The following is a 23,472-nucleotide window of genomic DNA, read 5'->3' as shown; positions in this document are numbered from 1 at the left end:
GGAAGCGACCTAATTTAGCGTCCCCTCGTCAGTCGCCGCTCGGAACCGGCGGCCCGGTGTCCACGACACTTTCTTTCCACGTTCCGCGGGTGAACCACGCAAGTGCGAGCAACGCCGCCGCGACGTTCGAGAAGGCGATACCGTACCAGACGCCAGTCGGTCCCATCGAGAAGAACTCGACGAGGACGAACGACGCCGGAATGCGGAGAACCCACAGCGAGATGAGCGAGAATATCATCGCAGTCCGGGTCGACCCACTGCCGCGGAAGCCGCCGTTGACGACGTTGAACACTCCGAGGAAGAGGAACGTCGGCCCGATGACCTGCAGGTAGTCGACGCCGATGGCGATGACCGAGCGTTCGCCGGGGATGAACACGGCGACGATGGGTTCGGCGAAGAAGTACGCCACCGCCGAGACGAACACCAGCGCGGCGGCGATGATGCCGGCCGCCCAGAAGACGGCGCGTTCCGCCCGCTCGGGTTGGTCCGCGCCGAGGTTCTGCCCGACGACGGTCGACGTCCCCTGTGCGAGACCGATAGCCGGGAGGAACACGAGCGAGTTGAGGCGGTTCCCGATACCGAACGCCGCGACGGCAGTCTCGGTGTCCACACCTCCGGCGTTGACGGCGGCGTAGGCGACGAGTGCGGTGAGTGCCGTCACGCCGAGCGCGCGAGTCGACTGTTCGATGCTCGACGGCGCACCGATACGGACGATTTTCTCGACCGTCTCGCGCTCCGGGACGAGGTCACGGGGGGAGAGGTCGATGCCGACTCGCCCCGACAGGAGCAACCAGAACCCGACGCCAGCGCCGACACCGCGGGAGAATACCGTCGCGATGGCCGCGCCCTGCACGCCGAATCCGGTGAACCCGGTCGCCGCAAAGAGCGTCTGTCGGAGGCCGTCGAGGCCGAGGACGGCGAACACCGGGTTCGCGTCGAACCCGAGGATGAGAAACGGGTCGAGGGCGACGTTGAGCACGACGCCGAACGCCATCAGGTACATCGGCGTCTTCGTGTCACCCCACCCGCGGAGGAGCGCCTGAAAGATGAAGAAGCCGAACATGAACGCGACGCCGAGGAAGATAGTGCGCGTGTACTCGACCGACAGGCGGTGGACTTCCGTCCCCGGCGTCGTCCCGATGAGTGGCAACAACACCGGTGTCAGGAGGTATCCGAGGGCGGCGAATCCCGCAGACAGGAGGATGACGAACCCGAGGGTCTGCCCGGCGACGTGGTCGACTTGGTCATGGTTGCCCGCGCCTTTGTTCTGCGCCACGAGGACCGTCCCGGCGACGGTGAACCCGCCACCGAAGGATATCATCAAGAAGACCAGCGGCCACGAAAACGACAGCGCCGAGACGGCGTTCGTGCCAACGCGGCCGACCCAGAAGGTGTCGGCGAGGTTGTACGCGACCTGCATCATCTGCGAGAAGACGATAGGCAGCGACAGCACCAACATCGGTTTGACCAGGTCGCCGTCGACAAGGTCGACGTCTTTCGGGGTCGCGCTCACTGCGACCCCTCCTCGACGAGGAGGTCCGAAACCACGAACTCATCGAGGGCGGCCCGGACCTCGTGCGGTGCCTCGGTCGCTTCCGTCCGTTCACCGTCTGCGTCCGGTTCCGAGACGACGACCCGCTGGAGTCGTGCGCCATCGAGCGCGGCGAACAGCAGCGTGGCCGTCCGGTTGGCATCGACATCACGGAAGACGCCCTGTTCGATACCGTCGCGGATGATGTCGGCGAAGCGCTCCCGGATGGCGGCCTCGTTCTGGGCGATTTGCTCGCGGTAGGCCGCGACGTAGGGGGCTTGAGTCCGAATCTCTGCCAGAGCAAGGCCGAAGCGGTCGTACTCGCCGTCGTCGTCCTCGTCGGGAACCATCTTGTCGAGGAGGAATCGAAGTCGCTCCTCGGGCGCGTCGCCCTCGGTCTCTTCGACCCGCTGCTCGAAGTGGTCGAGGAGGAAGTCGAGAAACGCAACGAGCAGTTCGCGCTTCGTCCCGTAGTGGTAGTGGAGGAGGGACTTGCTCTTTCCAGCCTCATCGGCGATTCGCTGCATCGTCAAGTCGGCGTACCCGTGGGCGCACAGCGCCCGATAGGTCGCCTCCATCAACGTCTCGTGGACCTCGTCGGGGACCGACCGGTCCGAGGTGGTGTCCGCAGTCACTAACTGACTAGTCAGTCAGCGACGTGAAAAGGGGTTGCGAATCCGAAGCCGATTGCCGGGAAGCGTGGCTCGCGGTGGCACGCCTGTTGAGGGACTATCAGGAGGAGAAAACCGGAACCGAAAGAAGAACGCGCTACAGTCGGGAGTCGATTCTGTCGGCGACTTCGTAGCCGGCGACGATGCCGCCATTCAGGGAGCGCTCGGGGTACTGCGCTTCCGAGGCCATCCCGGCGTAGTAGACGCCTTCGGCGACGTCCTCGCCGAGGTCGTAGGGGACCACGAGGTCGAGGTAGCCGCGTTCGTAGACGGGACCAGCGCGCGGGTTGCGCGAGATTCTGAACTCCTCGATGGCCGACCGGTCGAAGTCGGGGAACATGTCCTCGATTTCGTCGGCCCAGCGGTCTTCGACCTCCTCGTCCGACATCTGCCAGAGGTCTTCGTGGGGACCCTGTACGTAGCTCGCGACGTACAGCAGGTGGTCGCCGCCGTATCGCTCGCGGGGGATGAAGTTCGTGTGCTCGATGAGCGACCCAAAGGGCGCGTCGTGGGCGATGTTGAGCCAGTAGGTGTCCATCAGCGACTCGGACATGGTGGCGAGGCCGCAGACCGCTCCCTGGAAGTCGATTTCGCACTCGAAGCCAGTCAGGTCTTCGAGGACGTTCGGCATCGTCGCGACGACGACCGAATCAACCTCGTGGACTTCGGTTCCGCCGTCTCCGACGGCTTTGCCGTCTGCTCGGTCCGTCTCTGACGAACCGGTTGTTTCGACGGTGATGGTGTCTACCTCGTCGCCGTCGGTGTTGAGTTCGGTTACACGAGACCCGGTCTGGATGTTCTCACGGCCGACGGCCTCGATAAGCGCATCGATGAGCGGGGCGAATCCGCCGTCGAAGTACCCGAGTAACTCGCCGCGAAGCAGGTCACGCTCACCGCGGAAGCGGACCCGCCCGAGGAACCACGCCGCCGACACGTCGTGTTTGCGCTCGCCGAATTTGCCGTCGAGAAGCGGGTCGACGAAGTTGTCGTAGACACCCCGCGTCGTGTGTTCGACCACGAAATCCTCGATGGGCGTGTGTTCGTACTCCGCGAGTTCCTCGTAGGCGCTGAAGTCGGGGATGCCGCCGCGCACGTCGATACCGAGGGTGAGCATGCCGAGGCGGAACTTGTCGTAGAGGCTCATGTGCGGATATGCGGCGATTTGCCACGCGGTGTCAAGCGGGTGGACCACGCCGTCGACGTAGTAGGCGTTCTTGCCGATGCGCCACTCTAAGTCGTCGCCGAGGCCGAGTTCCTCGGCGAGTTCGACGATGGTCTCTTCGGACTTCGAGAGGTGGTGGTAGTACCGCTCGATGTCGTCGCCGTTCGTCTCGTACGTCGCTGCGAGTCCGCCGAGCGAGTCGCTCGCTTCGAAGACTCGAACGTCGTGACCCCGTTTCCGGAGTCGATACGCCGCGGCGAGGCCCGCGATACCGCCGCCGACGATACCTATCATGTCGCGGAGTTCGCTGCGGGCGGGAAAGGCCTTTCTGGTTGACCGCTCGGACGTCACTATTCTGGTTGACCGCTCGGACGTCACTAGGACCGAGGTTTTATTCTAACACAAACGACTGAACGTGCATGCACGGCGCGTCCCACTGGCAGTCGACGCCTTATACTGTTCCGCTCGGTGTCGGCGCAGGGATCTTCTTGGCGTTAGGCGTGTACCTGCTTCGGCGACGGATGGAACGACAACTCGTTCCGGGTGCGACGCTTGGGGCGTTTCTCCTCTTCGCCTCGGGGTTCTGGATGGGGATGTACACGCTCGAACTCGCCCGCACCGACTTCGCCACGAAGGTGCTTTTGAACCAACTCGGCTACATCGGTATCGCACCGATTCCACTCCTGTGGCTGGCGTACGTGATACGGCACACCGATGTCGCCGACATCCCGCGGTCGGGATGGCTCGCGCTCGGAACCGTCCCCGTGTTCACCATCGGACTCGTATTGACGAACGACTGGCACGGCCTCATCTGGGACGGCCTGTGGCTCTCCAGAGAAAGTGGCTACGTCATCCTCGTCAACGACCACGGCATCGCGTTCGTCGGGTACATCGTCTACGCGTACGTCCTCATCGTCATCGGTATCGGGCTCCTCGTTCGAGAACTCGTTCGCGCCGACGGCATCTATCGAAAACAGACTGTCGGCTTGTTCCTCGGTGGGCTGGTTCCGGCAGTCGCAGGCGTCGTCTACGTCCTCGGTGCGAGTCCCGTCCCCGGTCTCAATCTTCCGACGCTCGCGTTCTCGTTTGCCGCCGCCACCGTCGCCTGGAGCGTCCTTCGCCATCGGTTGTTCACACTCGTCCCCGTGGCGTGGGAGTCGGCCGTCGAATCCATGCAGGTAGCGGCGTTCGTCATCGACGCGAACGGCACGATACTCGCCGTCAACCCCGCGGGTGAACAGTGTCTGTCGGCCGACCGCATCGATGCGTACGGCCGCCCCGCGGTGAGCGTCCTCCCCGAACCACTCGCCGAGGCGGTCGAAGACGACGACAACCCCTCGGAAGTGACCCTCGTCTGCGACGGCGAGCAAAAAGACGTGTTGGTCGAGACGAACTTCCTCGGGGAAGACGGCGACGGGACAGGCCGACTGCTGCTCGTCCGCGACATCACCAAACGCAAGGCGCGCGAGCGCCGCCTCGAACGCCAGAACGCCCGTCTCGACGAGTTCGCATCGGTCGTCTCCCACGACCTGCAGAATCCGCTGACGGTCGCCCGCGGCTACCTCAAGTTGGCACAAGAGACGGGCGACGACGGGCACTTCGAGCGCGTCGAAGAAGCCCACGACCGGATGGAGGCGATTATTCAGGACCTGCTGACGCTCGCCAGACAGGGCGAGACGCTCTCTGACCTCTCACCGGTCGATATCGGAACCGTCGCACGCGAGGCGTGGGACGGTGTCGCGGCGGAAGACGTGACCGTCGAAGTGGCGCTCGACCGAACCATCATGGCCGACCGAGGACGGCTCAGACAACTATTCGAGAATCTCTTTCGTAACTCCGCGGAACACGGTGTCGGGAGTGGCTCGTCCGCGGTCACGGTGGTCGTCGGTGCAGTCGACGACGGCTTCTACGTCGAAGACGACGGCCCCGGCATTCCCGAGAGCGACCGCGAACAGGTGTTCGAGCGGGGCTACACGACTCACGACGACGGAACCGGATTGGGACTCCCCATCGTCCGCTCGGTGGCCGAGGCGCACGGGTGGAGCGTCGACGTGACTGACGGGTCGTCGGGCGGGGCGCGATTCGAGTTCCGTGGGGTCGAAGACGTACAGAACGACGCTATGACCAAAGTCGCTACCGACTGAGCGACCACCGTTGTTGCGACGTTCGCCACATTTTTATCTGCGATACGGCAACAGCGGGGCATGGTTACGGTCCGCGCACCCGCCACGAGCGCAAATCTCGGCAGCGGGTTCGACGTTTTCGGTGTGGCACTCGACCGTCCCGCCGACGTGGTTCACGTCGAGCGAGCGGACCGCACAACAATCGAAGTCACTGGCGTCGGAAGCCAGTACATTCCGACAGACCCCGAGCGGAACGTCGTGGGCGCTGTCGCCGAGGAACTCGATGCGCCGGCGCGCATCCGCATCGACAAGGGCGTCCGACCCTCGTCCGGGCTCGGCTCGTCGGCAGCGAGTTCCGCGGCCGCCGCGCTCGCGCTCAACGAACTGTACGACCGCGGCCTCTCGCGTGAGGAACTCGTCCCGGTCGCCGCGGAAGGTGAAGCGGTTGTCTCCGGCGAAGCGCACGCCGACAACGTCGCGCCCGCACTCCTCGGTGGCTTCACCGTCGCCACCGACGAGGGTGTCACCACCATCGACGCTGATATTCCGCTCGTCGCGTGCTTGCCCGAAATCGTCGTCTCGACCCGAGACGCCCGCCGCGTCGTCCCGAATCAGGCGAGCATCGAAGACCTCGTCCACACCGTCGGCCGGGCGGCGACCCTCGCTGTGGGCATGTGTCGCCGCGACCCGGCGCTCGTCGGTGCCGGGATGGACGACCGAATCGTCACGCCAGCGCGAGCGAAACTCATCACCGGCTACGACGAGGTTCGGAAAGCCGCGCTCGCGGCCGGTGCCGACGGCGTCACGGTGTCTGGTGCCGGACCCTCGGTCCTCGCAGTCTGTGGCACGAACGACCGGAGTCGCGTCGCCTCCGCGATGCTCGAAGCATTCGACGACGCCGACGTGTCCGCCCGCGCGTACAAGACCCGCGTCGGTCGCGGCGCAGAAATATTTGAATTCTGAGTAGTATATAGACACACATTCTCATTGTCTATCGTCCCGTAATCTGTGGTTTGAGCCAACGGAACGAATTAACATGGTGTATGCTAGCACGATTCCGAGAAGACTTTTCTCATTAACGCGAGACGTTCTTGATATGAAACGTGCACTCGTCGTCGTCTCACCGAACGAGCGGTCGAAGCGAATCCTCAGAGAAGCCGGTGAATTCGCCGCCGGTAGTGGTGCGGAACTCGTCGTCCTCACCGTCACCCCCAGCGAAGAGTTCGAGCGAACTCGCTCGGCCCTCGCAGATGTCGGGTCGTCCGACGTCGTCTACGGCATCGACCAGGCGACCGAATCCGCGCGCCGCCGCGCCAAGCGCGTGGCTCGCGACGCACTCGAAGGACTCGACGTGGACTACCGCGTCGTGGCCGACATCGGGCCCGAAGTCGACTCCGTTCTGGAGACGGCCCAGTGGGAAGCCTGCGACCACCTATTCATCTCCGGTCGCCGTCGCTCGCCCGCCGGAAAGCTCATCTCGCGCGACCTGACGCAGACGCTGATGCTGCAGTTCGACGGCCCGGTCACTGTCCTCCTCGGCGAAGAGGACGAAGCGGAAGCCGAAGAAGACCGCAAGCTCTTCGCCTGAGACGCGCACCGTTTTCTCACACAACGACGCCGCTGAGCTACCGCTCGACGGCGTGTACAGAGCTTCTGCTCCAACGCGAGCGGTCGCTCTCCGTGATGCCTCGGAAACGAATAGAAAGTGAGGAACTCGGCTTAGACGCCGCGGCCCTGCAGCTTCTTCTCTTCAGGCATGTCGACGTTCGCTTCGCCCTTCATGCCCTTGCCGATGCCGGAGGCGATATCGGCGAGTTCGTCGGGGTCGTCCCAGTTGTTGACGGCCTCGACGATGGCCGTGCCCATCTTCTCTGGGTCTTCCGCGCCGAAGATACCGGAGCCGACGAAGATGCCGTCACACTCGTGGTACATCATGAGCGCAGCGTCCGCGGGCGTCGCAATACCACCGGCGGCGAAGTTGACGACCGGCAGGCGGCCCATCTCGGCCGTCTCGTGGACGAGGTCGATGGGTGCTTCGTGCTCGCGGGCCCACTTCTCGCGCTCGTCGTGCTTCAGCCCCGTCAGCGTACGAATCTGGTTCTTGATGGTGCGCTGGTGCGTGACAGCCTGGTTCACGTCACCCGTGCCAGCCTCGCCTTTCGTGCGAATCATCGCAGCACCCTCGTGGATGCGCCGGAGCGCCTCTTGGAGGTTGCGAGCGCCACAGACGTACGGCGCGGTGAACTCGCGCTTGTCGATGTGGTAGTCGTTGTCGGCGGGGGTGAGCACTTCACTCTCGTCGATCATGTCCACGCCGATGGATTCGAGAATCTGCGCTTCGGTGTAGTGTCCGATGCGGGCCTTACCCATCACCGGGATGGAGACGGCGTCGATGATTTCTTTGACCGTCTCTGGGTCGGCCATGCGAGAGACACCGCCGCGCTTGCGGATGTCGGCCGGAACGGCTTCGAGCGCCATGACGGCGACCGCGCCAGCTTCCTCGGCAATCTTCGCCTGTTCAGCGTTGACAACGTCCATGATGACGCCGCCTTTCTGCATCTGGGCGAACCCGCGCTTGACGAGTTCCGTCCCGCGCCGGAGTTCCTCCAGGTCGGTCTCCTCTGCCATAGTCGTGGCTTTCGACTGGGTACACTTAAGGAATCGCTTCCGGTCGTCAGCTTCTCTCACGGGCGGCCCACCCATGGGTGAGACCGGCATCGCTTTCACTCCGCCACACTTCCGCCCGGATATGGACGAGGCGACGCGACTGCGCCGCATACTCGACGACCCGAGACGCCTCTTCGGCGACGACGACCTCCCGCCCACCACGAACCTGCCGTGGTGGCTCGCACCACTGCCGCAGTGGCTGGAGAACTTCGGCCTCAACATCGCGTGGCTGGTCGTCGCCATCAACCTCGTCGGCACCGCCTTCGGCTTTTGGTACTACGGGATTCACCCGTTTTCCGACCCCGTCGTCCAACTCCAGTTCGCAAACGAACCGCTCGTGATGTGGCCGTTTGTCCCCGATAGCCCCGTTGCGACGCTCTTTATCGCCCTCTCGCTCGCCTTCTGGAGACTCGGGCGGTCGAACGAGTACGTAAACGCGCTCGCTTTCTTCGGGTGCTGGAAACTCGGCCTGTGGACGCCGTTTGTCCTCGCCGCGTTCGCCGACTCGTTCCTCGCGTACACGTGGTTCCCGATGTACCTGTTTTTGTTCTTCAGCCACCTCGCCATGGTGGTCGAAGCGTTCCTCATCCAGCGGTACTCGGCGTTCCCGATTCGCGCTGTCGCCGTCGCCGTCGCGTGGTACGCCCTCAACGACCTCGTCGATTACTTCCTCCCAATTGTCGGCGACCCCCACCACACGGCCCTGCCGCTCGCTGATTCGGCGGCCGCCTACGGAACGACCGTCCTCCAGGTTGCGGCCGCCGGGGCCGTGTTCCTGACGCTGTTCGCCACGTTCCTCGCGCTCGCCACTCGCGTGAAAAAGGTCGAACTCGGCGGTCTCGCCTGACGTATCCGGATTCTCTCCTGCGGGCTAGCCTTTTCCTCGTCGCGTGCGAATCGCCGCGCAATGACTCTCTTCGACCGCGTGGCTGACCTTCCACTCACCATCGAGTCCATCTCTCGCGACCGGTTCGAGAGCGACACCTCGAGCGGATTTCTCCGGAAGACGACTGTCTTCGAACTCTCGGGAAAGGGTGAGACGGGACGAGGCGAGGACGTGACCTACGACGCCGCGGACCACGACGCGCTGGCGAAGACGCCCGCCAACGTGTTCGACATCGTGGGTTCGTACGACTCGTTTGCCACCTTCTCGGCCGCGCTCGACGGCGTGGACCTCTTTCCAACGAAAGTTCCCGAACAGGATTCGTCGCACCACTACCGGCGGTGGGCGCTCGAATCGGCCGCCTTAGACCTCGCACTCCGGCAGAACGACACGAACCTCGCGAGTGCGGTCGGCCGCGAACGCGACCCGGTGCGGTTCGTCGTGAGCACGCGCCTCGGTGATCCACCATCGGCCGACCGCGTCGAGATGCTCCTCGAACGCGACCCCGACTGCGAGTTCAAACTCGACCCGACGAGCGACTGGGACGCCGACCTCGTGTCGGCGCTCGCTGACCACGGGTGCGTCCGCATTCTCGACCTGAAAGGCCAATACGAGGGCACGTCCGTCGACCAGGACCCCGACCCTGAACTCTACGAGCGAATCGTTACCGGGTTCTCCGATGCGGTTCTCGAAGACCCGGCGTTCACAGACGAGACGCGCCCGATTTTCGACGGCGAGGAAGACCGGGTCTCGTGGGACGCGCCGATTACGGGCGTCGAATCCGTCGAATCGCTCCCGTTCGAACCGTCGCGGCTGAACATCAAGCCCTCGCGGTTCGGGACCGTCGAATCGCTCTTTGCGACCATCGAGTACGCCGAGGAACGCGGGATGTCACTCTACGGCGGCGGACAGTTCGAACTCGACGTAGGGCGTGACCACATCCAACTGCTCGCGTCGGTGTTCTATCCAGACGGCCCAAACGATGTTGCGCCGCAGGGATACAACCTCCCGGACCCACCGAAAGGACTCCCGCAGAGTCCACTCACGCCGAGCGATAGCCCGTCGGGGCTCGATTTCTGAGGTCCAAAAATAGTGGGTTGGGGAAATGTACAGGAAGGGGGAACGTTGGGCGTTCGTGCTGGATTAGAGGATGTTGAGGCCGACGATACCTCCGAGCACCACCCCGTAGGTGAGGTGGAACACGAGGAGGCCGCCCGCCTTCCGCATCTCGGGTTCCATGCCGAGCACGAGTCGCATCCAGAACACGGCGGCGACGACGAACAGGACGAGTGCGTAGGCTATCCCGGCGATGATGCCAGCGGTGAGCGTCGAGACGCTCAGCACCAGCGGAACGACGAGGACGAAGACGATGCCCGCGACGGTCCCGTACAGGAGGTGTAGGACCATGCCTTGCATCATGTACTCATCCGGCGGTTCGTCGCCGACGAACTTCGACCAGAAGTTCGCTGTCGGCGGCGGTGACCCGTCTCCGATTGCCATCATCAGTGCGGTCATCGCAACGGTTGCGAGCAGTCCCCCGACGAGGCCTGCGAGTATCGACGCCACGTGTAGTTCACCCGACCAAAAATGGGGGAGGCGGCCGATTAAGCACGATGCGGCAGGGTTTGCCGGATGCACCGCGCCCGTAGATTTATATACTGAGTGGCGGCCAGAACGCACAGCACCGTGTCGTCTTGCACACCGTTCCGCCTGTGGGTTGGCTCGCTCGGCCTATTCGTCGCTGTCGGCGTGGGCACGCACCCACAACTCGCCGATACGCGAGAGTCGCGTCCGGTAGGATTTCCCGCGCTCTTGCTGTTCGATGTAGCCCTTGCCGCCGGGGCCGAGACGGTCCACGTTGTAGATGACCTTCGACCGGAAGGAGTCGGTGTACTCTTCGTTCATCTCGCGGGCGAGCGCCTCTGCAAGTTCGGAGACCGACCCGAATTCGCCGTGTTCGCCGAGTTTGAACAGGATAACCTCCTCGAACGGCTTGACGTTCGAGAAGGACGCGACGGGCAGTTCGACGATGTGCCGGTTGTCGATTTGCTTCGCGCCGATTGTGGTCCCGCGTTCGTCGAACTCCGAAAGCAGGTCCGACGAGACTTCGATTCGCTCGCGGATGCGCTCTTCGTCTATCTCGCCGGATTCGAGGATGTCTTGCATGAGGTCCCGGCCCGTCCGCAACTCCTCGGCGAGTTCGCTTTCGAGGTACTTCTCGGGGGCCGTGTAGTAGGTGTGGATGCGCTCGCGGTCGGCCTGCCGTTCGACCATAATCGAGTGCGCGGCGGTTGCGAAGGCGAACGAGACGGGCCGCGGCATGGCGCTCACGTTGACCCAGACTTCGCCCGGTTCGTCGTCGTCGCCCCGGAGTTCGTCGTCGGCGTCGAGTTCCGCGTTGATGAGGTCGTACGCCTGCTCGAAGGCGGCGTCGTAGTCGTACACGTCGTCGACGACGACCCGGTGGGTCTCCGCGCCGAGGAGGTTCTGGAAGTCCTTTTCGAGCTTTCCAGAGAGTTTCTTCGAGTACTCGACGTTCGCCTCGCTCCCGACGGCCCCCTCCAGCAGGATGACCCGGTCGACATCCAACTGGTCGCGGATGAGGGGCGCGATGAGCCGGTCGTAATCGAACCCGACGGGAACGATGTGCGTCTGCATACGTGGAACGGTGGTGTGGCAGTTATAAAAATGGCCAGACTGTCGGTCGGCGAACCGAACGCTGGTGGTGTATCTCTTCTAAGCCGTGGAGTTCGAGAGGCCCCCTCGTCGAACGAATCCACTGTGAGTCATAAGAAAGTGGTTTTGTATTTGACACCATTTCAGGTTACGCATGGAACGAAACAAGGCGCTCACAGTGTACATCATCCTTCCGTGTCTCCTGTTCGCTGCTGTCTTCGCGGCCGCACTCACGCAGTTCTCCAACAGTGTTAGTATCAGTCAGCTCCGCCTGTTGACTACTGTATTCGGTGCGGTCATGGCACTGGTCATCTACACGAAGAAAGACGAATTAGCTCAGCAGTAGGCATCTACTCCACAGCGTGGGTTAACACGATTGATTAGTGGCCATCAGCAACCTCAGTCGCGACTCACCCACTCCCACACCGCCCACACCCCAACCCCACCGACAAACGCCACTCCCAGATTCACCAGCACACCAACCATCCCAACAGCGACGACAAACGGATACGCACCGCCCCCTACCTCCCGAAGACTCGTCCGACCCAACTGCACGCCGATAAGCGCCAGCACGACGCCGAGCATCGAAACGGGGTACGCCGCCGCAACGTCCACGGCGAAGAGGGCAACCAGCACGTACCCAATCCCCAACACCACGTTCGCACCGGCGGTGCGAGCGCCGAAGGCGTACTTGCCTGCAACCCCGCCGCTGCCGTGGCACATCGGGAGGCCGCCGAACGGGACGGAAACGAGGTTCATCACGCCCATGCTGGAGGCGAGTTCGTCCGCCGATACGTCGCGGCCGAAGTAATCCGAGAGGAGGACCGACGTCGCGAGGGCGGCGTTGCCGACGGTCATCGCCAACTGGGCGGCGGCGGCCTCGAACGCCGGGAGCGTGACGGTCGCGGGCGTGAACAGCGCGGTGTCGCCGACCGACGGAATCGTGAGTCCGAGCGTTCCCACGTCGGATGCAGCGATTGCGGCACCGACACCGAGGACGGCGAGCGCGCTCAGATTCCAGCGTCGGGTGACGGCCGCGAGTGCGGCGACGCCGACTGCGACCCCGGCAAGCATCGGGTTACCCAGTCCCAACTCGACACCGGTCGAGAGGAGGACGAGCGCGACGCCGAACTGGACGCCGCGAACGACCGGCGCGCCGATGTACTGACTCACTCGGTCGAGCGAGCGCGTCCGGCCGATAGCGAGGAGGGTGACGCCGAGGAGGACGCCAGCGACGAGCGCTTCGCCGGTGGTGACCGTCTCGGCGAGGAGGAGGGCCGCGAGTGCCTTCATCGGTTCGACCGAAAGTGGGGCCGCGTAGTACAGGCCCCAGACGACCTGAAAGACGCCGAACCAGACGAGGACGAGCGCCAGCGAGAGGTCGGTCAGCCGTGCGACGGCGACCACGATGGGGAGGACCGTAACCGAATCTCCGACCGCACCGGTGAACTCGTTCCACGCGAAATCGACTGCGAGTTCGTCGCGGTACGGCAGCGAGACGGCCATCCCGCCTCACTACCGAGTGAATCACTAAATGTGTTTGCGTAACGATAACAGCACACAGAGAAAGAGATTCGAAACCAAATTTAGTTATCCCACTTCGAGATGTCGAGGTGGACGCCGCCGCGGATGAAGTCGATGCCCATAAAGAGCATCACGGGAACGATTGTCGCCATCGTCAACGCGCCGAAAATCAGGTCTTCGCGGTTCCCGCCGAGCGTCGGGGCGGTGCTTGCGAACATCCCGATACCGAAGCAGACGTACCCGAGACCGGCGGCGACGTGCCAGTCGAGGGACGCTGGACCGATGCCGACCGAATCCCGGAGTCCGGCGGCGATGAGAAGCAGTCCTGCCACGCCGAAGCCACTCATCCAAGCCCACTGGTGGAGGTGTTCAGGAGGGCCAAAGAACGCCACCGGGAGGGCGAGAACGAGCATGTCGAACACGCCGAGAGCAAAGAGGAATCGTCGCTTCACAGGGGCACCTCTCCCAACAACAGTGTAAATCCACCGACAATAATGTGGAGAGAGTAGAGCCGTGGAGAGAGGAGAACCGTGAGAAAATCGAGCCGTGGAGAGCGCGGAGTTACCGCGCCTGCACCAGTACTGCCGTCTCGACGACAGTCGCGAACTCGCCGTTCAGGTGCGCCAGTGCGGTGCGGTGCATCTCGTCGGCCGAGTACGACTCGCCGTTCGGGCCGTCGCGGTTGAACGTCGCTGTCGCGTCGGCGGGGAGATGCACGTCGAAGCCGAGGTTTTCGGCCATCCGGGTCGTCGTCGAGACGCAGTGGTCGGTCGTGAGACCGCAGACGACGAGCGTGTCGTAGTCGCGCTCGCGAAGCCACGCTTCGAGGTCGGTACCGATGAAGCCGCTGTTGACGTGTTTCGTGAACACCGGTTCACCCTCGACAGGTTCGGCCTCAGGTTTCCAGTCGAAGCCTTCGCTCTCACTGCGGAGCGGGGAATCCGGTTCCGTGGAGTCGTGGCGGACGTGAACCACGGGTGCGTCGGCGTCGCGCCACGCGCCGAGCAGGTCGGCAATGTGCGCTTCCATATTGGGGTTGTTTCTCTCACCCCAGCGGGAGTCGTCGAACCCGACCTGCATGTCGATGCAGACGAGGACGGTGTCGTCCGGGAGGTCGACGCCCTGTGCCGGTTTGGCGTTGTCGTCGGCCATCAGTCGTCCGCCCGGGCCATCGGTACCTTCGGGTGCTCGCGGGTGATACGAATCGGGCACTCGTCGGGGGCCTGCGACTCGTCCGCGTAGAACATGTACTGCGGCCACTCTCGGTCACCGTCGACGCCCCAGTCGCCGAGGTCAGCGTGGGGGCAGACGCCGTCGTACTCCTCGATGCGGTCCTGGATGACCTTGCGAGCCTTCTGTCCGGCCTCGGTGTCAGCCGTGATGCCGTCGAAGAGCGCCCGCGGTTGGAACGTGATTTCGAGCCCCCACGGGCAATAGCGACTCATGCGCTCGTCGTAGAAGGGTGCGCGCGTCGTCGGGAAGATGGGTTCGCCGCCGAAGGAAAACTCCCACTTCGAGTCGTTGGGGTGGGTGGGGATGTCCTCGGGCCACGGTTCGGGGTCGTTGATGTGGAGGAACTGCAGAATATGCCACAGGCGCTCGTGGTAGTCGGCTTCCGTCAGGTCCTCCGCGGGCGGTTTGAAGAACGTGACGAGCGAGCACTGCTCGGAGTAGTCTCGATACACGTCGAGGTACTCAAGCAAGGTGTCTCGAAGCGCCAGGAGGGCGTCTTTGTCCGTCGAGGACTCGACAAAGGTGTAGAGCGCGTCACCGTTGCGCTCGGATTCGACCCCGAAGTAACACGGGAAGGGCGCGCCGTCTCGGTCGCCGAGCATCGTCTCGCGGAACGTTTCGTAGTGTTTCACCGCCCACTCGGGCAGGGAGCCGTCGTCGATACGACGGCGGACCACGTCCTGTTCCATGAGTACTTGCAGTCCCGGCTCGTTCATGCGCGGGGGTTGGTGTGCGACGATTTGAGGGTTCGGGTTTAGTGGTCGAATCGTACCCTCGAAACGACGGGGATTCGAGATATCGTAACCCGGCTTCAGCGCGGCCGGTTCATTCAGAGTGGTCGGTCCATCTTCAGGTACCGCGTCTCGTACCCCGCCTGCTCGTAGCACGCCTGTGCCGTCTCGTTGCGGGCGTGGACGGACAAGGCGGCGTATTCGCAGTCACGCTCGCTCCCCCACTCGTGGGCACGGTCGAGAAGTGTCGTCCCGAGACTACGGCCGCGGGCGTCGGGTGTGACGTACAGTTCCGTCACCTTCGCCGTCGCCCCGCGGTCGAAGACCGGCGGCGACTCCGTGTACGAGACGGTCGCGTACCCGAGAAACGACCCGTCGGCTTCGACGACGAACGTCTCTACGTCGTCGTCAGCGAATTGTCGCTGACGGTACGCCATCGCGTTGGTTCGAACGTGTCCGTCGTCGGCGAGGGCGTCGTACTCGTCGAGTTCGCCCATCTCGGTGGCGAACGGTAACCACAGGTCGTCGACGAGTGCGGGAACGTCGTCGGCTCGGAGGGGTCGAACGTCCATGAGTCTTCGACCACTCGGCCGTGTGTCAAAAATGTATCTGCTACCCGCCGAACGTCGGGGGTGTGGTTACTCGATTTCGAGGCTGCCCGACTCGCCGCCGTCGCCACCGTCTTCGTCCCACTCCAGTTCGAACTCGATGCTCAGTTCGCCCGGACGGCCGGTCGGTCCCTCGCGTTCTGCCTTCACCTCGAACGTCGGGGTTGCGGGGGGTTCCATCGTCACAGACTGGTCGCCAGCGGTCAGCGTAATCGCCTCACCGGAGTCGAGTTTGTCGGCGACGGCCCGGAGGTACGACGCGATATCCGCTCGCGACTGTTTGGTCTCGGATTTGAACAGAACTTCTTCTGGCATGGGCGGATAGACGACGCACAAACGGATTAATATTTGCCTCAGTCCGACACTTTCAGAACCAGAACACGAGTCGGAAAGACGAGTCGGAGAGAGGTGACCTCAGTCAGAGAGAGGTGACCTCAGTCAGAGAGAGGTGACCTCAGTCGGCCCGAAGCCCTTCGGAGAACCGCTGTTGGTTCTCTTCGGGTGCAGCGACGGTGAGCGCGGAGACACCGACCGTCAGAATGGCCGACAGGAGCATTCCCCAGAGGGCGAAGTCCCACGTGAGATACGTGCCGCCGAGAAGCGTCATTCCGGCAACGTCGACGGCCGGGACGAACACGTGGGCGAGGTAGAACGCCTGTCCACCGACGATACCGGCGAACATGCCGGAGCGGGTCGTCTCCGGCCAGTAGAGCGCGACGATGACCGGGAGCGCCATCTGTGCGAACCCGCCGAAGGCGGTGTCACCGACTTCGACGAGCGTTCCGGGACGGAACAGGCTGGCGACGAAGGTGAGCGTCGCAAACAGGGCGACGCCGATGCGGGCAAGCCACGCCTCGCGGGCGTCGCTGGCGCTGGGGTTCACGAACGGCCGGTAGAGGTCACGAGTGAAGTACGACGACCCAGACAGAAGCATCGAGTCCGACGACGACATCATCGCGGCCATCGCCCCGGCGACGACGAGCGCGGCGAACCACACCGGCGTGTACTCGTTCAGGAGGACCGGCAGGACGTTCGCACCTTCGGGGACCGAGATACCGAGTCCGGCGGCCCACGTCCCGAGGATGAACGCCGGAACGAACAGCAAGACGACGAGCACTGGCCACAGCGCGAACGAGCGCTTGAGAACTTTGCTGGACTTGGCGACGAAGAAGCGCTGATTGATTTGCGGGAACATCGCCACGCCGAACGCGATAGTGACGGCGGTGGAGATGATGAACTGCGGTGAGTAGAGACCGCCACCGAGTGCGAGGAACTCGGGTTTGTTCGTCGCGAGTGCGTTCGAGAGCGCGGTCGGGCCGCCTGCCGCGGTCGCGACCCAGCCGACTGCGACCCAAACGACGCCGAGCATGAAGAGGCCTTGCAGCGTGTCGGTCCACGCGACGCCGCGGAGACCCGCGAGGACGACGTACGCAATCATGAACACTGTGATGCCCGCGGCACCCGCCCAGTAGGGGATGGCACCGTTCGTGAGGCCGACGATGGCTTCACCGGCCCCCATCTGCTGGAGCATCACATACGGGAAGAGCCAAAAGAGACTGATTCCGGCGACAAGCGCACGGAGGCGCTTCGATGCAAAGCGGTCGCCGAGCATCTCGCCGAGGGTGACGTAGCCGTAGGTCTTCCCCACGAGCCACTGCTTGTAGCCGACGACGTACCAGAGGATGGCAAAGAGCACACCGTCCATGACGCCCATGACCAGAATCCATTCCGGCCCGGCGCGGAACGCGAGGTCCGGGCCGCCGAAGAAGGTGAAGGCCGAAAGCAGCGTCGCAAATGTCGTAAACAGCAGGACGACAGTCCCGATGGAGCGCCCTGCGAGATAGTAATCTTCGGCGTCTCTGCTGGTGAGACGATAGGCGAGCAACCCGACGGCGAGCGCGACCACGAGGTACATGCCGATGACGCCGAGTTGGATGCTGAGTGCGGACGCCATCAGTGAGTCACCTCACCCATCCCGCGGTCCCACGCCCGACGCGTGAACAAATGGAAGACCCCAGCGGTCAACAACATCCACCCGATATGCCACCAGAGCCACAGCGGCAAGCCAGCGAACACGCGGCTATCGCCCCACAGAAACCACGGGACGGAGAATACCGCGAGGACCGCGAAGGTCGCAATCCAGAGGTAATCAGTTCGCGTTCTCGTCATTACTGGGAAGGATAGTTGATAACTGGACGTAAATGTTACTCTATTCTCCTACGTTGCCGTTGACTGAAGAAGAATTTTCTTCAACACATCCCGTCGAATTTCCGTACTCGACCGAACTGGTGGAAAGGATTTCCTTAACGCGCGACGAGGGAGAAGCATGGACTTCGGGATTCAGCTTTACTCGCTCCGCGGCCTCGACGAATCGACGGCCGCGCTGGTCGAACGCGCCGCTGACGCAGGATTCGACGGCGTCGAGTTCGCGGAACTCGACGACGACGCGGCCATCCAGACGACGCTGGCCGAGACGGGCCTCGGCGCACCGTCCGCGCACGTCCCAATCGAGGAACTGGAGTCCGACCTCGACGCAGTGTGTGAGCGATACGGCGCGCTGGGCGTCGAGACGCTCGTCGTACCCTACCTTCCACCCGAAGCGTTCGCCGATGCCGACACTGTCGACGAGACGGCCCATCGTCTCGACGACCTGACCGCGAAGTGCGACGACAGAGGCGTCAGACTCCTCTACCACAACCACGAACACGAACTCCGAGCAGTCGATGGCGACCCGGCGTTAGACCGTCTGGCGGAACACTCCGGCGTCGGGTTCGAACTCGACCTCGCATGGATTTTGGCCGCTGGCTACGACCCAGAGAGCTATCTGAAGACGTACGCCGACCGGACGCCACTCGTCCACCTGAAGGATGTCGTCGTCGATTCCGCGGCCGAACGCGGTGGTAGACCCGTCGCACTCGGCGAAGGCGAACTCGATATCGAGGGGTGTCTGACCGCTGCGGCCGAAACCGGGTTCGTCGAGTGGGTTATCGCCGAGCACGACCATCCCGACGACCCCGCGGCATTCTGCCAGTCGGCGGGGGAAACACTCACCGAGTACCGTGAGTAAGGACAGTCCAGCAGAATTAGTCGCTCACACGCACACAACCGACCGATTCGAGCGACCGCGTCATCGGCCACGATAGATATTTCCCTGCTGCACAACTTATATAATGACGTTCGCAGGACCGGCCTGTGACATCATCATCACATCATCATCATCACCCCCCCCGCAGGGGGCATTCACCAATGGACGACACCGCAAAATATCTCATCCACGCTTCAATCTCCGCCGATGGAGTAGTCGAACGGAGCGACGTAGTCGGCGCAGTCTTCGGGCAGACCGAGGGGTTGCTCGGCGACGAACTCGACCTCCGCGACCTGCAGCAATCTTCCAAGGTTGGACGAATAGACGTACAGATAGACTCCGAAAACGGCCACTCGTTCGGCCAGATGACCATCGCGAGCAGTCTCGACAAGGTCGAGACGGCCATCCTCGCGGCCTCACTGGAGACGCTCACTCGCGTCGGCCCGTGTCAGGCAGTCATCGAAGTCACGAGCATCGAAGACGTTCGAGAGGCGAAACGTCGGAAGGTCGTCGAGCGGGCGAAGGAACTCCTCGCCGAGTCGTTCGACGACACCGTGATGTCGTCGACCGAAATCCTCGAAGAAGTCAAAGAGAGCGTCCGCGTCGAGGACATCTCCGAGTATCACGGCCTCCCGGCCGGACCGCGCGTCACCGACTCCGACGCCATCATCGTGGTCGAAGGACGCGCCGACGTGCTGCGACTGCTTCGCTTCGGCATCAAGAACGCCGTCGCCGTCGAGGGGACGAACGTCCCCGAACCAGTCGCCTCGCTCACGCAAGACCGGACGGTAACTGCCTTCCTCGACGGTGACCGCGGCGGCGAACTCATCCTCCGCGAACTTGCGCAGGTCGGCGACGTTGACTACGTCGCGTTTGCGCCCGACGGCCAGTCCGTCGAGGACCTCGACCGCGGCGACATGCTTCGCGCCCTTCGGAACAAGATTGCCTTCTCGGCGCTCCCGGACGACGGTGACATACGCGCCGCCGTCGCCGCCGCTGGCGGAAGCGCGGGAATCCACGGCCCCCGTCCGGAGTCGCCGACGACTGATGACGCGTCGACGACGCCGACCGCAGACGCCTCCAGCGACGCGGCCACCGAGTCGGAATCGAGCAACAGCGGCACCATAACCGTCGAGACGACGAGCGAACCGACTCCCGACCCGGAAGCACTCGCAGGTGCAACAGCGGACGAAAACGCAACCGAACCTCTCGAACCTGACGATACGCCCGACGAGCAACTGGCGGCGACGAAGTCGCTCGCCGACCACGTTCGCGAGGTCATCCGCGACGAAAGCGGCCGGGCGCGCTTCCTCGACGGCAAACTCGACCTCATCGAAGAGGTCGATGCCGAGGACGTGTACGACACGCTCGAAGCCATCGAACCGGTTCCGCTGCTCGTCGTCGTCGACGACGAAGCCAGCCAGAAACTCGTCGACATCGCCGCCCAGCGCGGTGTCGAGCACGTCGTCGGTCGGTCGGCTGGCGAGTTCGTCAAGAAACCGGTCAGCGTCCGCGTCAGGACTGCGGACCAACTGCTCACTGAGAGCTAGACAGACGGGGCGAAGACGAGACGAACCGCGTCGTCACCGTCGAAGGCGTCGGTGACGCGTTCGTCGAGGCGAAAACCGATGGTCTCGTAACACGCCCGAGCACTCGCGTTTTCGGGGTGAACCAACACCGTGAGCGGTGCGTCCGGCCGCCGGGTTCGGAGCGCGTGGACCAAGGCAGTAGCACGACCCTCGCGTCTGGCACCAGGTGTGACCGCGAGTTCGGCGATGTGGTCGCCCGTCGCAAGGAGATACCCGACCGGTTGGTCGGCAGTGTCGACGGAGACGAGAAGCGTTCCGACCGCTGGCCACGCGTCGAGCAGGTCGGTCGATGGGTGTGAGATGTGTTGCTGAATCGACGAGATAGTCGAGAGGTCGGACGTGTGGGCGAGTCTGACCGACACGGTTACAGCGGAATCCACGCGATGACGGCACCCAGTGCCCCGGCGAGCGTCGCGAGGAAGTTGACCGCTTGGTTGTCGAGGCCGTTCCCTTCGACAGTCGCACCGAGCAGGCTATCGACCGTCATCCCGGCGACTCCGCCGACGAGAACCGCGAGCGCCGCAGGAGTGGTCGAAAGCGGAAGCAGGCCGTACGCGAGCGCGGCGACGAGCGCCGAACCGACGATACCGGCGACTTCGCCCTGCCACGTGACGCCACCATCGGTTCCCGGCGGAACGGGTTTGAACGTCGTGATGAGTCGTGGGTTGTCGAACAGGCCACCGATTTCGCTGGAGAGCGTGTCGCTCATCGCGGCCGCGACCGACCCGGCGAACGCGAGAATAAAGAGGTCGCTGCCGAGGCTGTGGCCGACAGTCTGTGTGGCAGCGTAGCCGACGACGGCGACCAACGAGACGGCAGAGTTGCCGAGAACGTTCCCTGTGCCGCGAGCGCCCTCGTTCTTCTCGGCGACGCCGCGTTCGGCCTTGTGGTCGTAGCGGAACTTGGTAGCGAGACCGCCGATGGAGAAGAACGAGACGAGGACGATAGCCCAGCCGAATCCGCCGAGACCGATAGCGGCCAGAAGGAGGAGGACGCCTGTGAGCATCCCTGCGAGGGACGCGGTGCCGAGTGCGTAGGCGGCGTACCCGAGGGCGACCGTGAGCGCGATAGAGATGCCTGTCTGTGTGAGTGAAATCGGTCCTGCGAGTACTTCCGTGCCCCAGAGGACGAATCCGACGGTGAGCATGACGAGGGGGTCGTCACGCTCGTAGAAGGCCGTCCGCAGGAGGGCGGCGACGAGACCACCCAGTGTGGCGACGAAGGTAAACCGGGCGAGCGAGACTGGCGCTCCCGTGACGTTTACGACAGCGAGTTGCCCGACGGTCGCAGCGACGATGCCAGCCCCGACGAACCCGGCGGTTTGCAAGAACTCGTCGTCGAGGCTGGCTTCGGCCAGTCGCCCTCCGAGGTTCCCGTACGCGAGTACCAACACGGACGCGACGAACGTCGAGAGTGGCATCTTGACCCGGGGGACCGTTGCGAGGAGTGCGAGTACCGTCGCGGCGAGAGCGAACCCAGCCAGCCCGTTGAGGCGGCCGTCCTCTCGGTCTCCCGGTCGCGCGAACAGCTCGAACAGCGGCCCGTCGTCGATGACGAAAGCCGCCAAGAGCGCGACTGCGGCGAATGGTGCAAACGCGGCCGTGCCGAGACTGGGGGCCGCGAGGGCCAACGTCCCGACAACCGCGAATCCACCCGCTCGCCGTAGTGTGGAAGTCACATCGTTCGATTTCCCCGACGCGCACTTAACCCTCCCGACATCGGTGACTTCGGGGGTGTCTCCCACGGCGAACCCGAAGCGTTAGGAGCTTCCGCGGCGCGACGACAACGTGTGGGACTGTACGATTACTACCTCGCCCTCCGCTCCCGCTTCGACGACGCCGACACCCCGGAACACGTCGCGGTCGTCATCACCGAGCGCGACCTGTTAGAGAAGGGTGCCTATGACACGCTCGCGGACTTCCTCGATTGGGCCTTCGAGTACGGCACAGAGCGTGTCACCGTCTCCGTAAGCGTCCTCGACGAAGCCGTCGTGCCGACCCTCTCGCGTGAACTCCGCAGTATCGAGAGCCCGTACCCGCTCGCGGTCCGCGAACCCGGTGACACCGAACCCGCCGACGAACCCGTACAGGTCAACATCGGCCTCGGCGGCAAACACGAGTTCGCCAACGTCGTCCAGTCGCTGGCCGAAGAGGTCGCCGACGGCGAGTTGGACCCGGACGATATCGACGCCGACGAGGTCGAAGAGCGACTGGTCTTCCCCGACGAACCGGACTTCGTCGTCAAGACCGGCGCAGAACGCCTCTCTGATTTCATGATTTGGCAGTCGGTGTACGCGGAGTTGTACTTCACCGACGTGAACTGGCGGGACTTCCGGAAGCGGGACTATCTGCGGGCGTTACGAGATTATCAGGACAGACAGCGGAGGTTTGGGCGGTGAGCGTAAGCGTGCCGCCCAAACGTTGTCGCGCCCGAAGGGCGAGACAGAAATTCGGTCGGTAGACCGAATCACGCGTCGACTCCGTCGACGAGGTGATTTGGGCGGTGAGCGTAAGCGAGCCACCCAAACGCTCTCGTAAGTAAACCAAGAGACACACATATTTGTTACTTGGTTGACCTTTACTTCATATGGATGCCCTCCAAACTGAGCACCCGACCGAGTGGGCGGAAGGCAGCACCGGCCTGTTTTCACTCACGCTCCTCTTCACACTCTGGCGCGACCGCCCACTGGAACCGATACAGTGGGAGTGGGTCGTCGTCGGTGCAGTTCTCGTGTTTCCGTGGCTGTACGCCGAATTCCAATTCGATGACTGGCGGTCGTGGCTACCGTCTGTGGTTTTTTGTGCGACGATACTCTTGTTCGGCCCGCAATACGAGGGTGCGGTTGTTTCGCTAGTCGGTGGAGTAAGCGCCGGGATGCTTGGCACGGCGGGCTGGAGAACCTACAGACGGCGTATTCGCTCCGCGCAGACACGGCGAGACCGTCCTCGATAATCTGCAATCGAATCCTCGATAGTCTGTAACCAGATAA

26 protein-coding genes are annotated in these 23,472 nt (G+C 63.6%); 10 read left to right on the top strand and 16 right to left on the bottom strand.

All coding sequences use genetic code 11. The features are described from left to right. Positions 1-28: 28 nt before the first annotated feature. The 3 genes from ACH9L7_RS00410 to ACH9L7_RS00400 all read right to left on the bottom strand — a co-directional run bounded on the left by ACH9L7_RS00410 (position 29) and on the right by ACH9L7_RS00400 (position 3,658). The gene (locus tag ACH9L7_RS00410) at positions 29-1,513 is read right to left on the bottom strand and encodes an MATE family efflux transporter (protein WP_396611784.1); all 1,485 of its coding nucleotides are present in this window, start codon (positions 1,511-1,513) and stop codon (positions 29-31) included. Further along, positions 1,510-2,166 (bottom strand): TetR/AcrR family transcriptional regulator, encoded by a 657-nt coding sequence (locus tag ACH9L7_RS00405; protein WP_396611783.1) that lies wholly within the window; start codon positions 2,164-2,166, stop codon positions 1,510-1,512. Before ACH9L7_RS00405 ends, ACH9L7_RS00410 begins: the two co-directional genes overlap by 4 nt. Before the next feature lie 133 nt (positions 2,167-2,299). Then, a complete protein-coding gene (locus ACH9L7_RS00400) occupies positions 2,300-3,658 on the bottom strand; it encodes an NAD(P)/FAD-dependent oxidoreductase (protein WP_396611782.1) in 1,359 nt (452 codons plus the stop codon). Positions 3,659-3,783: 125 nt separating this feature from the next. Between ACH9L7_RS00400 and ACH9L7_RS00395 the strand changes: the two genes are divergently transcribed. The 3 genes from ACH9L7_RS00395 (at position 3,784) to ACH9L7_RS00385 (ending at position 7,075) form a co-directional block, all read left to right on the top strand. Beyond that, entirely contained in the window at positions 3,784-5,508 is a 1,725-nt protein-coding gene (locus ACH9L7_RS00395) for a histidine kinase N-terminal 7TM domain-containing protein (RefSeq protein WP_396611781.1), read from the top strand. A gap of 60 nt (positions 5,509-5,568) precedes the next feature. Then, positions 5,569-6,450, top strand: a complete 882-nt coding sequence (locus ACH9L7_RS00390) for a homoserine kinase (protein ID WP_396611780.1) — start codon at positions 5,569-5,571, stop codon at positions 6,448-6,450. A gap of 133 nt (positions 6,451-6,583) precedes the next feature. After that, positions 6,584-7,075 (top strand): universal stress protein, encoded by a 492-nt coding sequence (locus ACH9L7_RS00385; protein ID WP_396611779.1) that lies wholly within the window; start codon positions 6,584-6,586, stop codon positions 7,073-7,075. 131 nt (positions 7,076-7,206) lie between these two features. On the opposite strand, the gene pdxS is transcribed toward ACH9L7_RS00385, so the two are convergent. After that, positions 7,207-8,115, bottom strand: a complete 909-nt coding sequence (gene pdxS / locus ACH9L7_RS00380) for a pyridoxal 5'-phosphate synthase lyase subunit PdxS (RefSeq protein WP_396611778.1) — start codon at positions 8,113-8,115, stop codon at positions 7,207-7,209. Positions 8,116-8,236: 121 nt separating this feature from the next. On the opposite strand from pdxS, the gene ACH9L7_RS00375 reads away from it, so the two are divergent. Together ACH9L7_RS00375 and ACH9L7_RS00370 are read left to right on the top strand one after the other, a co-directional pair. Next, positions 8,237-9,001 (top strand): DUF1405 domain-containing protein, encoded by a 765-nt coding sequence (locus ACH9L7_RS00375; RefSeq protein ID WP_396611777.1) that lies wholly within the window; start codon positions 8,237-8,239, stop codon positions 8,999-9,001. 60 nt (positions 9,002-9,061) lie between these two features. Beyond that, positions 9,062-10,117 (top strand): hypothetical protein, encoded by a 1,056-nt coding sequence (locus ACH9L7_RS00370; protein ID WP_396611776.1) that lies wholly within the window; start codon positions 9,062-9,064, stop codon positions 10,115-10,117. Between the two features lie 63 nt (positions 10,118-10,180). On the opposite strand, the gene ACH9L7_RS00365 is transcribed toward ACH9L7_RS00370, so the two are convergent. Together ACH9L7_RS00365 and ACH9L7_RS00360 are read right to left on the bottom strand one after the other, a co-directional pair. Further along, positions 10,181-10,603, bottom strand: a complete 423-nt coding sequence (locus ACH9L7_RS00365) for a DUF6789 family protein (RefSeq protein ID WP_396611775.1) — start codon at positions 10,601-10,603, stop codon at positions 10,181-10,183. 165 nt (positions 10,604-10,768) lie between these two features. After that, positions 10,769-11,695 (bottom strand): DUF6293 family protein, encoded by a 927-nt coding sequence (locus tag ACH9L7_RS00360; RefSeq protein ID WP_396611774.1) that lies wholly within the window; start codon positions 11,693-11,695, stop codon positions 10,769-10,771. A gap of 172 nt (positions 11,696-11,867) precedes the next feature. On the opposite strand from ACH9L7_RS00360, the gene ACH9L7_RS00355 reads away from it, so the two are divergent. After that, positions 11,868-12,059 (top strand): hypothetical protein, encoded by a 192-nt coding sequence (locus ACH9L7_RS00355; protein ID WP_396611773.1) that lies wholly within the window; start codon positions 11,868-11,870, stop codon positions 12,057-12,059. Positions 12,060-12,112: 53 nt separating this feature from the next. Here the strand turns inward: ACH9L7_RS00355 and ACH9L7_RS00350 are convergent, their stop codons facing one another. The 8 genes from ACH9L7_RS00350 to ACH9L7_RS00315 all read right to left on the bottom strand — a co-directional run bounded on the left by ACH9L7_RS00350 (position 12,113) and on the right by ACH9L7_RS00315 (position 17,978). After that, the gene (locus ACH9L7_RS00350) at positions 12,113-13,219 is read right to left on the bottom strand and encodes a putative sulfate/molybdate transporter (protein ID WP_396611772.1); all 1,107 of its coding nucleotides are present in this window, start codon (positions 13,217-13,219) and stop codon (positions 12,113-12,115) included. 80 nt (positions 13,220-13,299) lie between these two features. Further along, positions 13,300-13,689 (bottom strand): hypothetical protein, encoded by a 390-nt coding sequence (locus ACH9L7_RS00345; RefSeq protein WP_396611771.1) that lies wholly within the window; start codon positions 13,687-13,689, stop codon positions 13,300-13,302. 109 nt (positions 13,690-13,798) lie between these two features. After that, positions 13,799-14,389 (bottom strand): cysteine hydrolase family protein, encoded by a 591-nt coding sequence (locus ACH9L7_RS00340; RefSeq protein WP_396611770.1) that lies wholly within the window; start codon positions 14,387-14,389, stop codon positions 13,799-13,801. Further along, a complete protein-coding gene (locus tag ACH9L7_RS00335) occupies positions 14,389-15,186 on the bottom strand; it encodes a YqcI/YcgG family protein (protein WP_396611769.1) in 798 nt (265 codons plus the stop codon). Before ACH9L7_RS00335 ends, ACH9L7_RS00340 begins: the two co-directional genes overlap by 1 nt. 113 nt (positions 15,187-15,299) lie before the next feature. Continuing rightward, positions 15,300-15,773: a GNAT family N-acetyltransferase gene (locus tag ACH9L7_RS00330; RefSeq protein WP_396611768.1), complete on the bottom strand. Its 474-nt coding sequence runs from the start codon at positions 15,771-15,773 to the stop codon at positions 15,300-15,302. A gap of 66 nt (positions 15,774-15,839) precedes the next feature. Further along, on the bottom strand, positions 15,840-16,124 hold the full coding sequence (locus tag ACH9L7_RS00325) for an amphi-Trp domain-containing protein (protein ID WP_396611767.1): 285 nt from the start codon (positions 16,122-16,124) through the stop codon (positions 15,840-15,842). A 139-nt stretch (positions 16,125-16,263) separates the two neighbouring features. Beyond that, positions 16,264-17,763, bottom strand: a complete 1,500-nt coding sequence (locus ACH9L7_RS00320; protein ID WP_396611766.1) for a sodium:solute symporter — start codon at positions 17,761-17,763, stop codon at positions 16,264-16,266. Beyond that, complete coding sequence (locus ACH9L7_RS00315) at positions 17,763-17,978, bottom strand: DUF3311 domain-containing protein (RefSeq protein WP_396611765.1); 216 nt, start codon at positions 17,976-17,978, stop codon at positions 17,763-17,765. Before ACH9L7_RS00315 ends, ACH9L7_RS00320 begins: the two co-directional genes overlap by 1 nt. Positions 17,979-18,135: 157 nt before the next feature. On the opposite strand from ACH9L7_RS00315, the gene ACH9L7_RS00310 reads away from it, so the two are divergent. Together ACH9L7_RS00310 and dnaG are read left to right on the top strand one after the other, a co-directional pair. After that, complete coding sequence (locus ACH9L7_RS00310; protein ID WP_396611764.1) at positions 18,136-18,876, top strand: sugar phosphate isomerase/epimerase family protein; 741 nt, start codon at positions 18,136-18,138, stop codon at positions 18,874-18,876. A 179-nt stretch (positions 18,877-19,055) separates the two neighbouring features. Then, positions 19,056-20,444 carry a DNA primase DnaG gene (gene dnaG, locus ACH9L7_RS00305; RefSeq protein WP_396611763.1) on the top strand — a complete coding sequence of 463 codons (1,389 nt, stop codon included), beginning with the start codon at positions 19,056-19,058 and terminating at the stop codon, positions 20,442-20,444. Here the strand turns inward: dnaG and ACH9L7_RS00300 are convergent. Continuing rightward, on the bottom strand, positions 20,441-20,863 hold the full coding sequence (locus ACH9L7_RS00300) for a GNAT family N-acetyltransferase (RefSeq protein WP_396611762.1): 423 nt from the start codon (positions 20,861-20,863) through the stop codon (positions 20,441-20,443). The genes dnaG and ACH9L7_RS00300 overlap by 4 nt on opposite strands. Beyond that, positions 20,848-22,161 (bottom strand): DUF92 domain-containing protein, encoded by a 1,314-nt coding sequence (locus ACH9L7_RS00295; protein ID WP_396611761.1) that lies wholly within the window; start codon positions 22,159-22,161, stop codon positions 20,848-20,850. Before ACH9L7_RS00295 ends, ACH9L7_RS00300 begins: the two co-directional genes overlap by 16 nt. Positions 22,162-22,272: 111 nt before the next feature. On the opposite strand from ACH9L7_RS00295, the gene ACH9L7_RS00290 reads away from it, so the two are divergent. Both ACH9L7_RS00290 and ACH9L7_RS00285 read left to right on the top strand, forming a co-directional pair. Continuing rightward, positions 22,273-22,881, top strand: coding sequence for an undecaprenyl diphosphate synthase family protein (locus tag ACH9L7_RS00290; protein WP_396611760.1), 609 nt, complete (start codon positions 22,273-22,275; stop codon positions 22,879-22,881). A 188-nt stretch (positions 22,882-23,069) separates the two neighbouring features. Continuing rightward, the gene (locus ACH9L7_RS00285) at positions 23,070-23,435 is read left to right on the top strand and encodes an Rz1 protein precursor-related protein (protein ID WP_396611759.1); all 366 of its coding nucleotides are present in this window, start codon (positions 23,070-23,072) and stop codon (positions 23,433-23,435) included. Positions 23,436-23,472 lie beyond the last annotated feature (37 nt).

It is taken from the genome of Haloferax sp. S1W (assembly GCF_044593955.1).
In the GTDB taxonomy this organism is placed as follows: Archaea; Halobacteriota; Halobacteria; order Halobacteriales; family Haloferacaceae; genus Haloferax.
The sequence above is the reverse complement of the archived record's forward strand: the minus strand, read 5'-3'. Positions and strand labels throughout refer to the sequence as shown.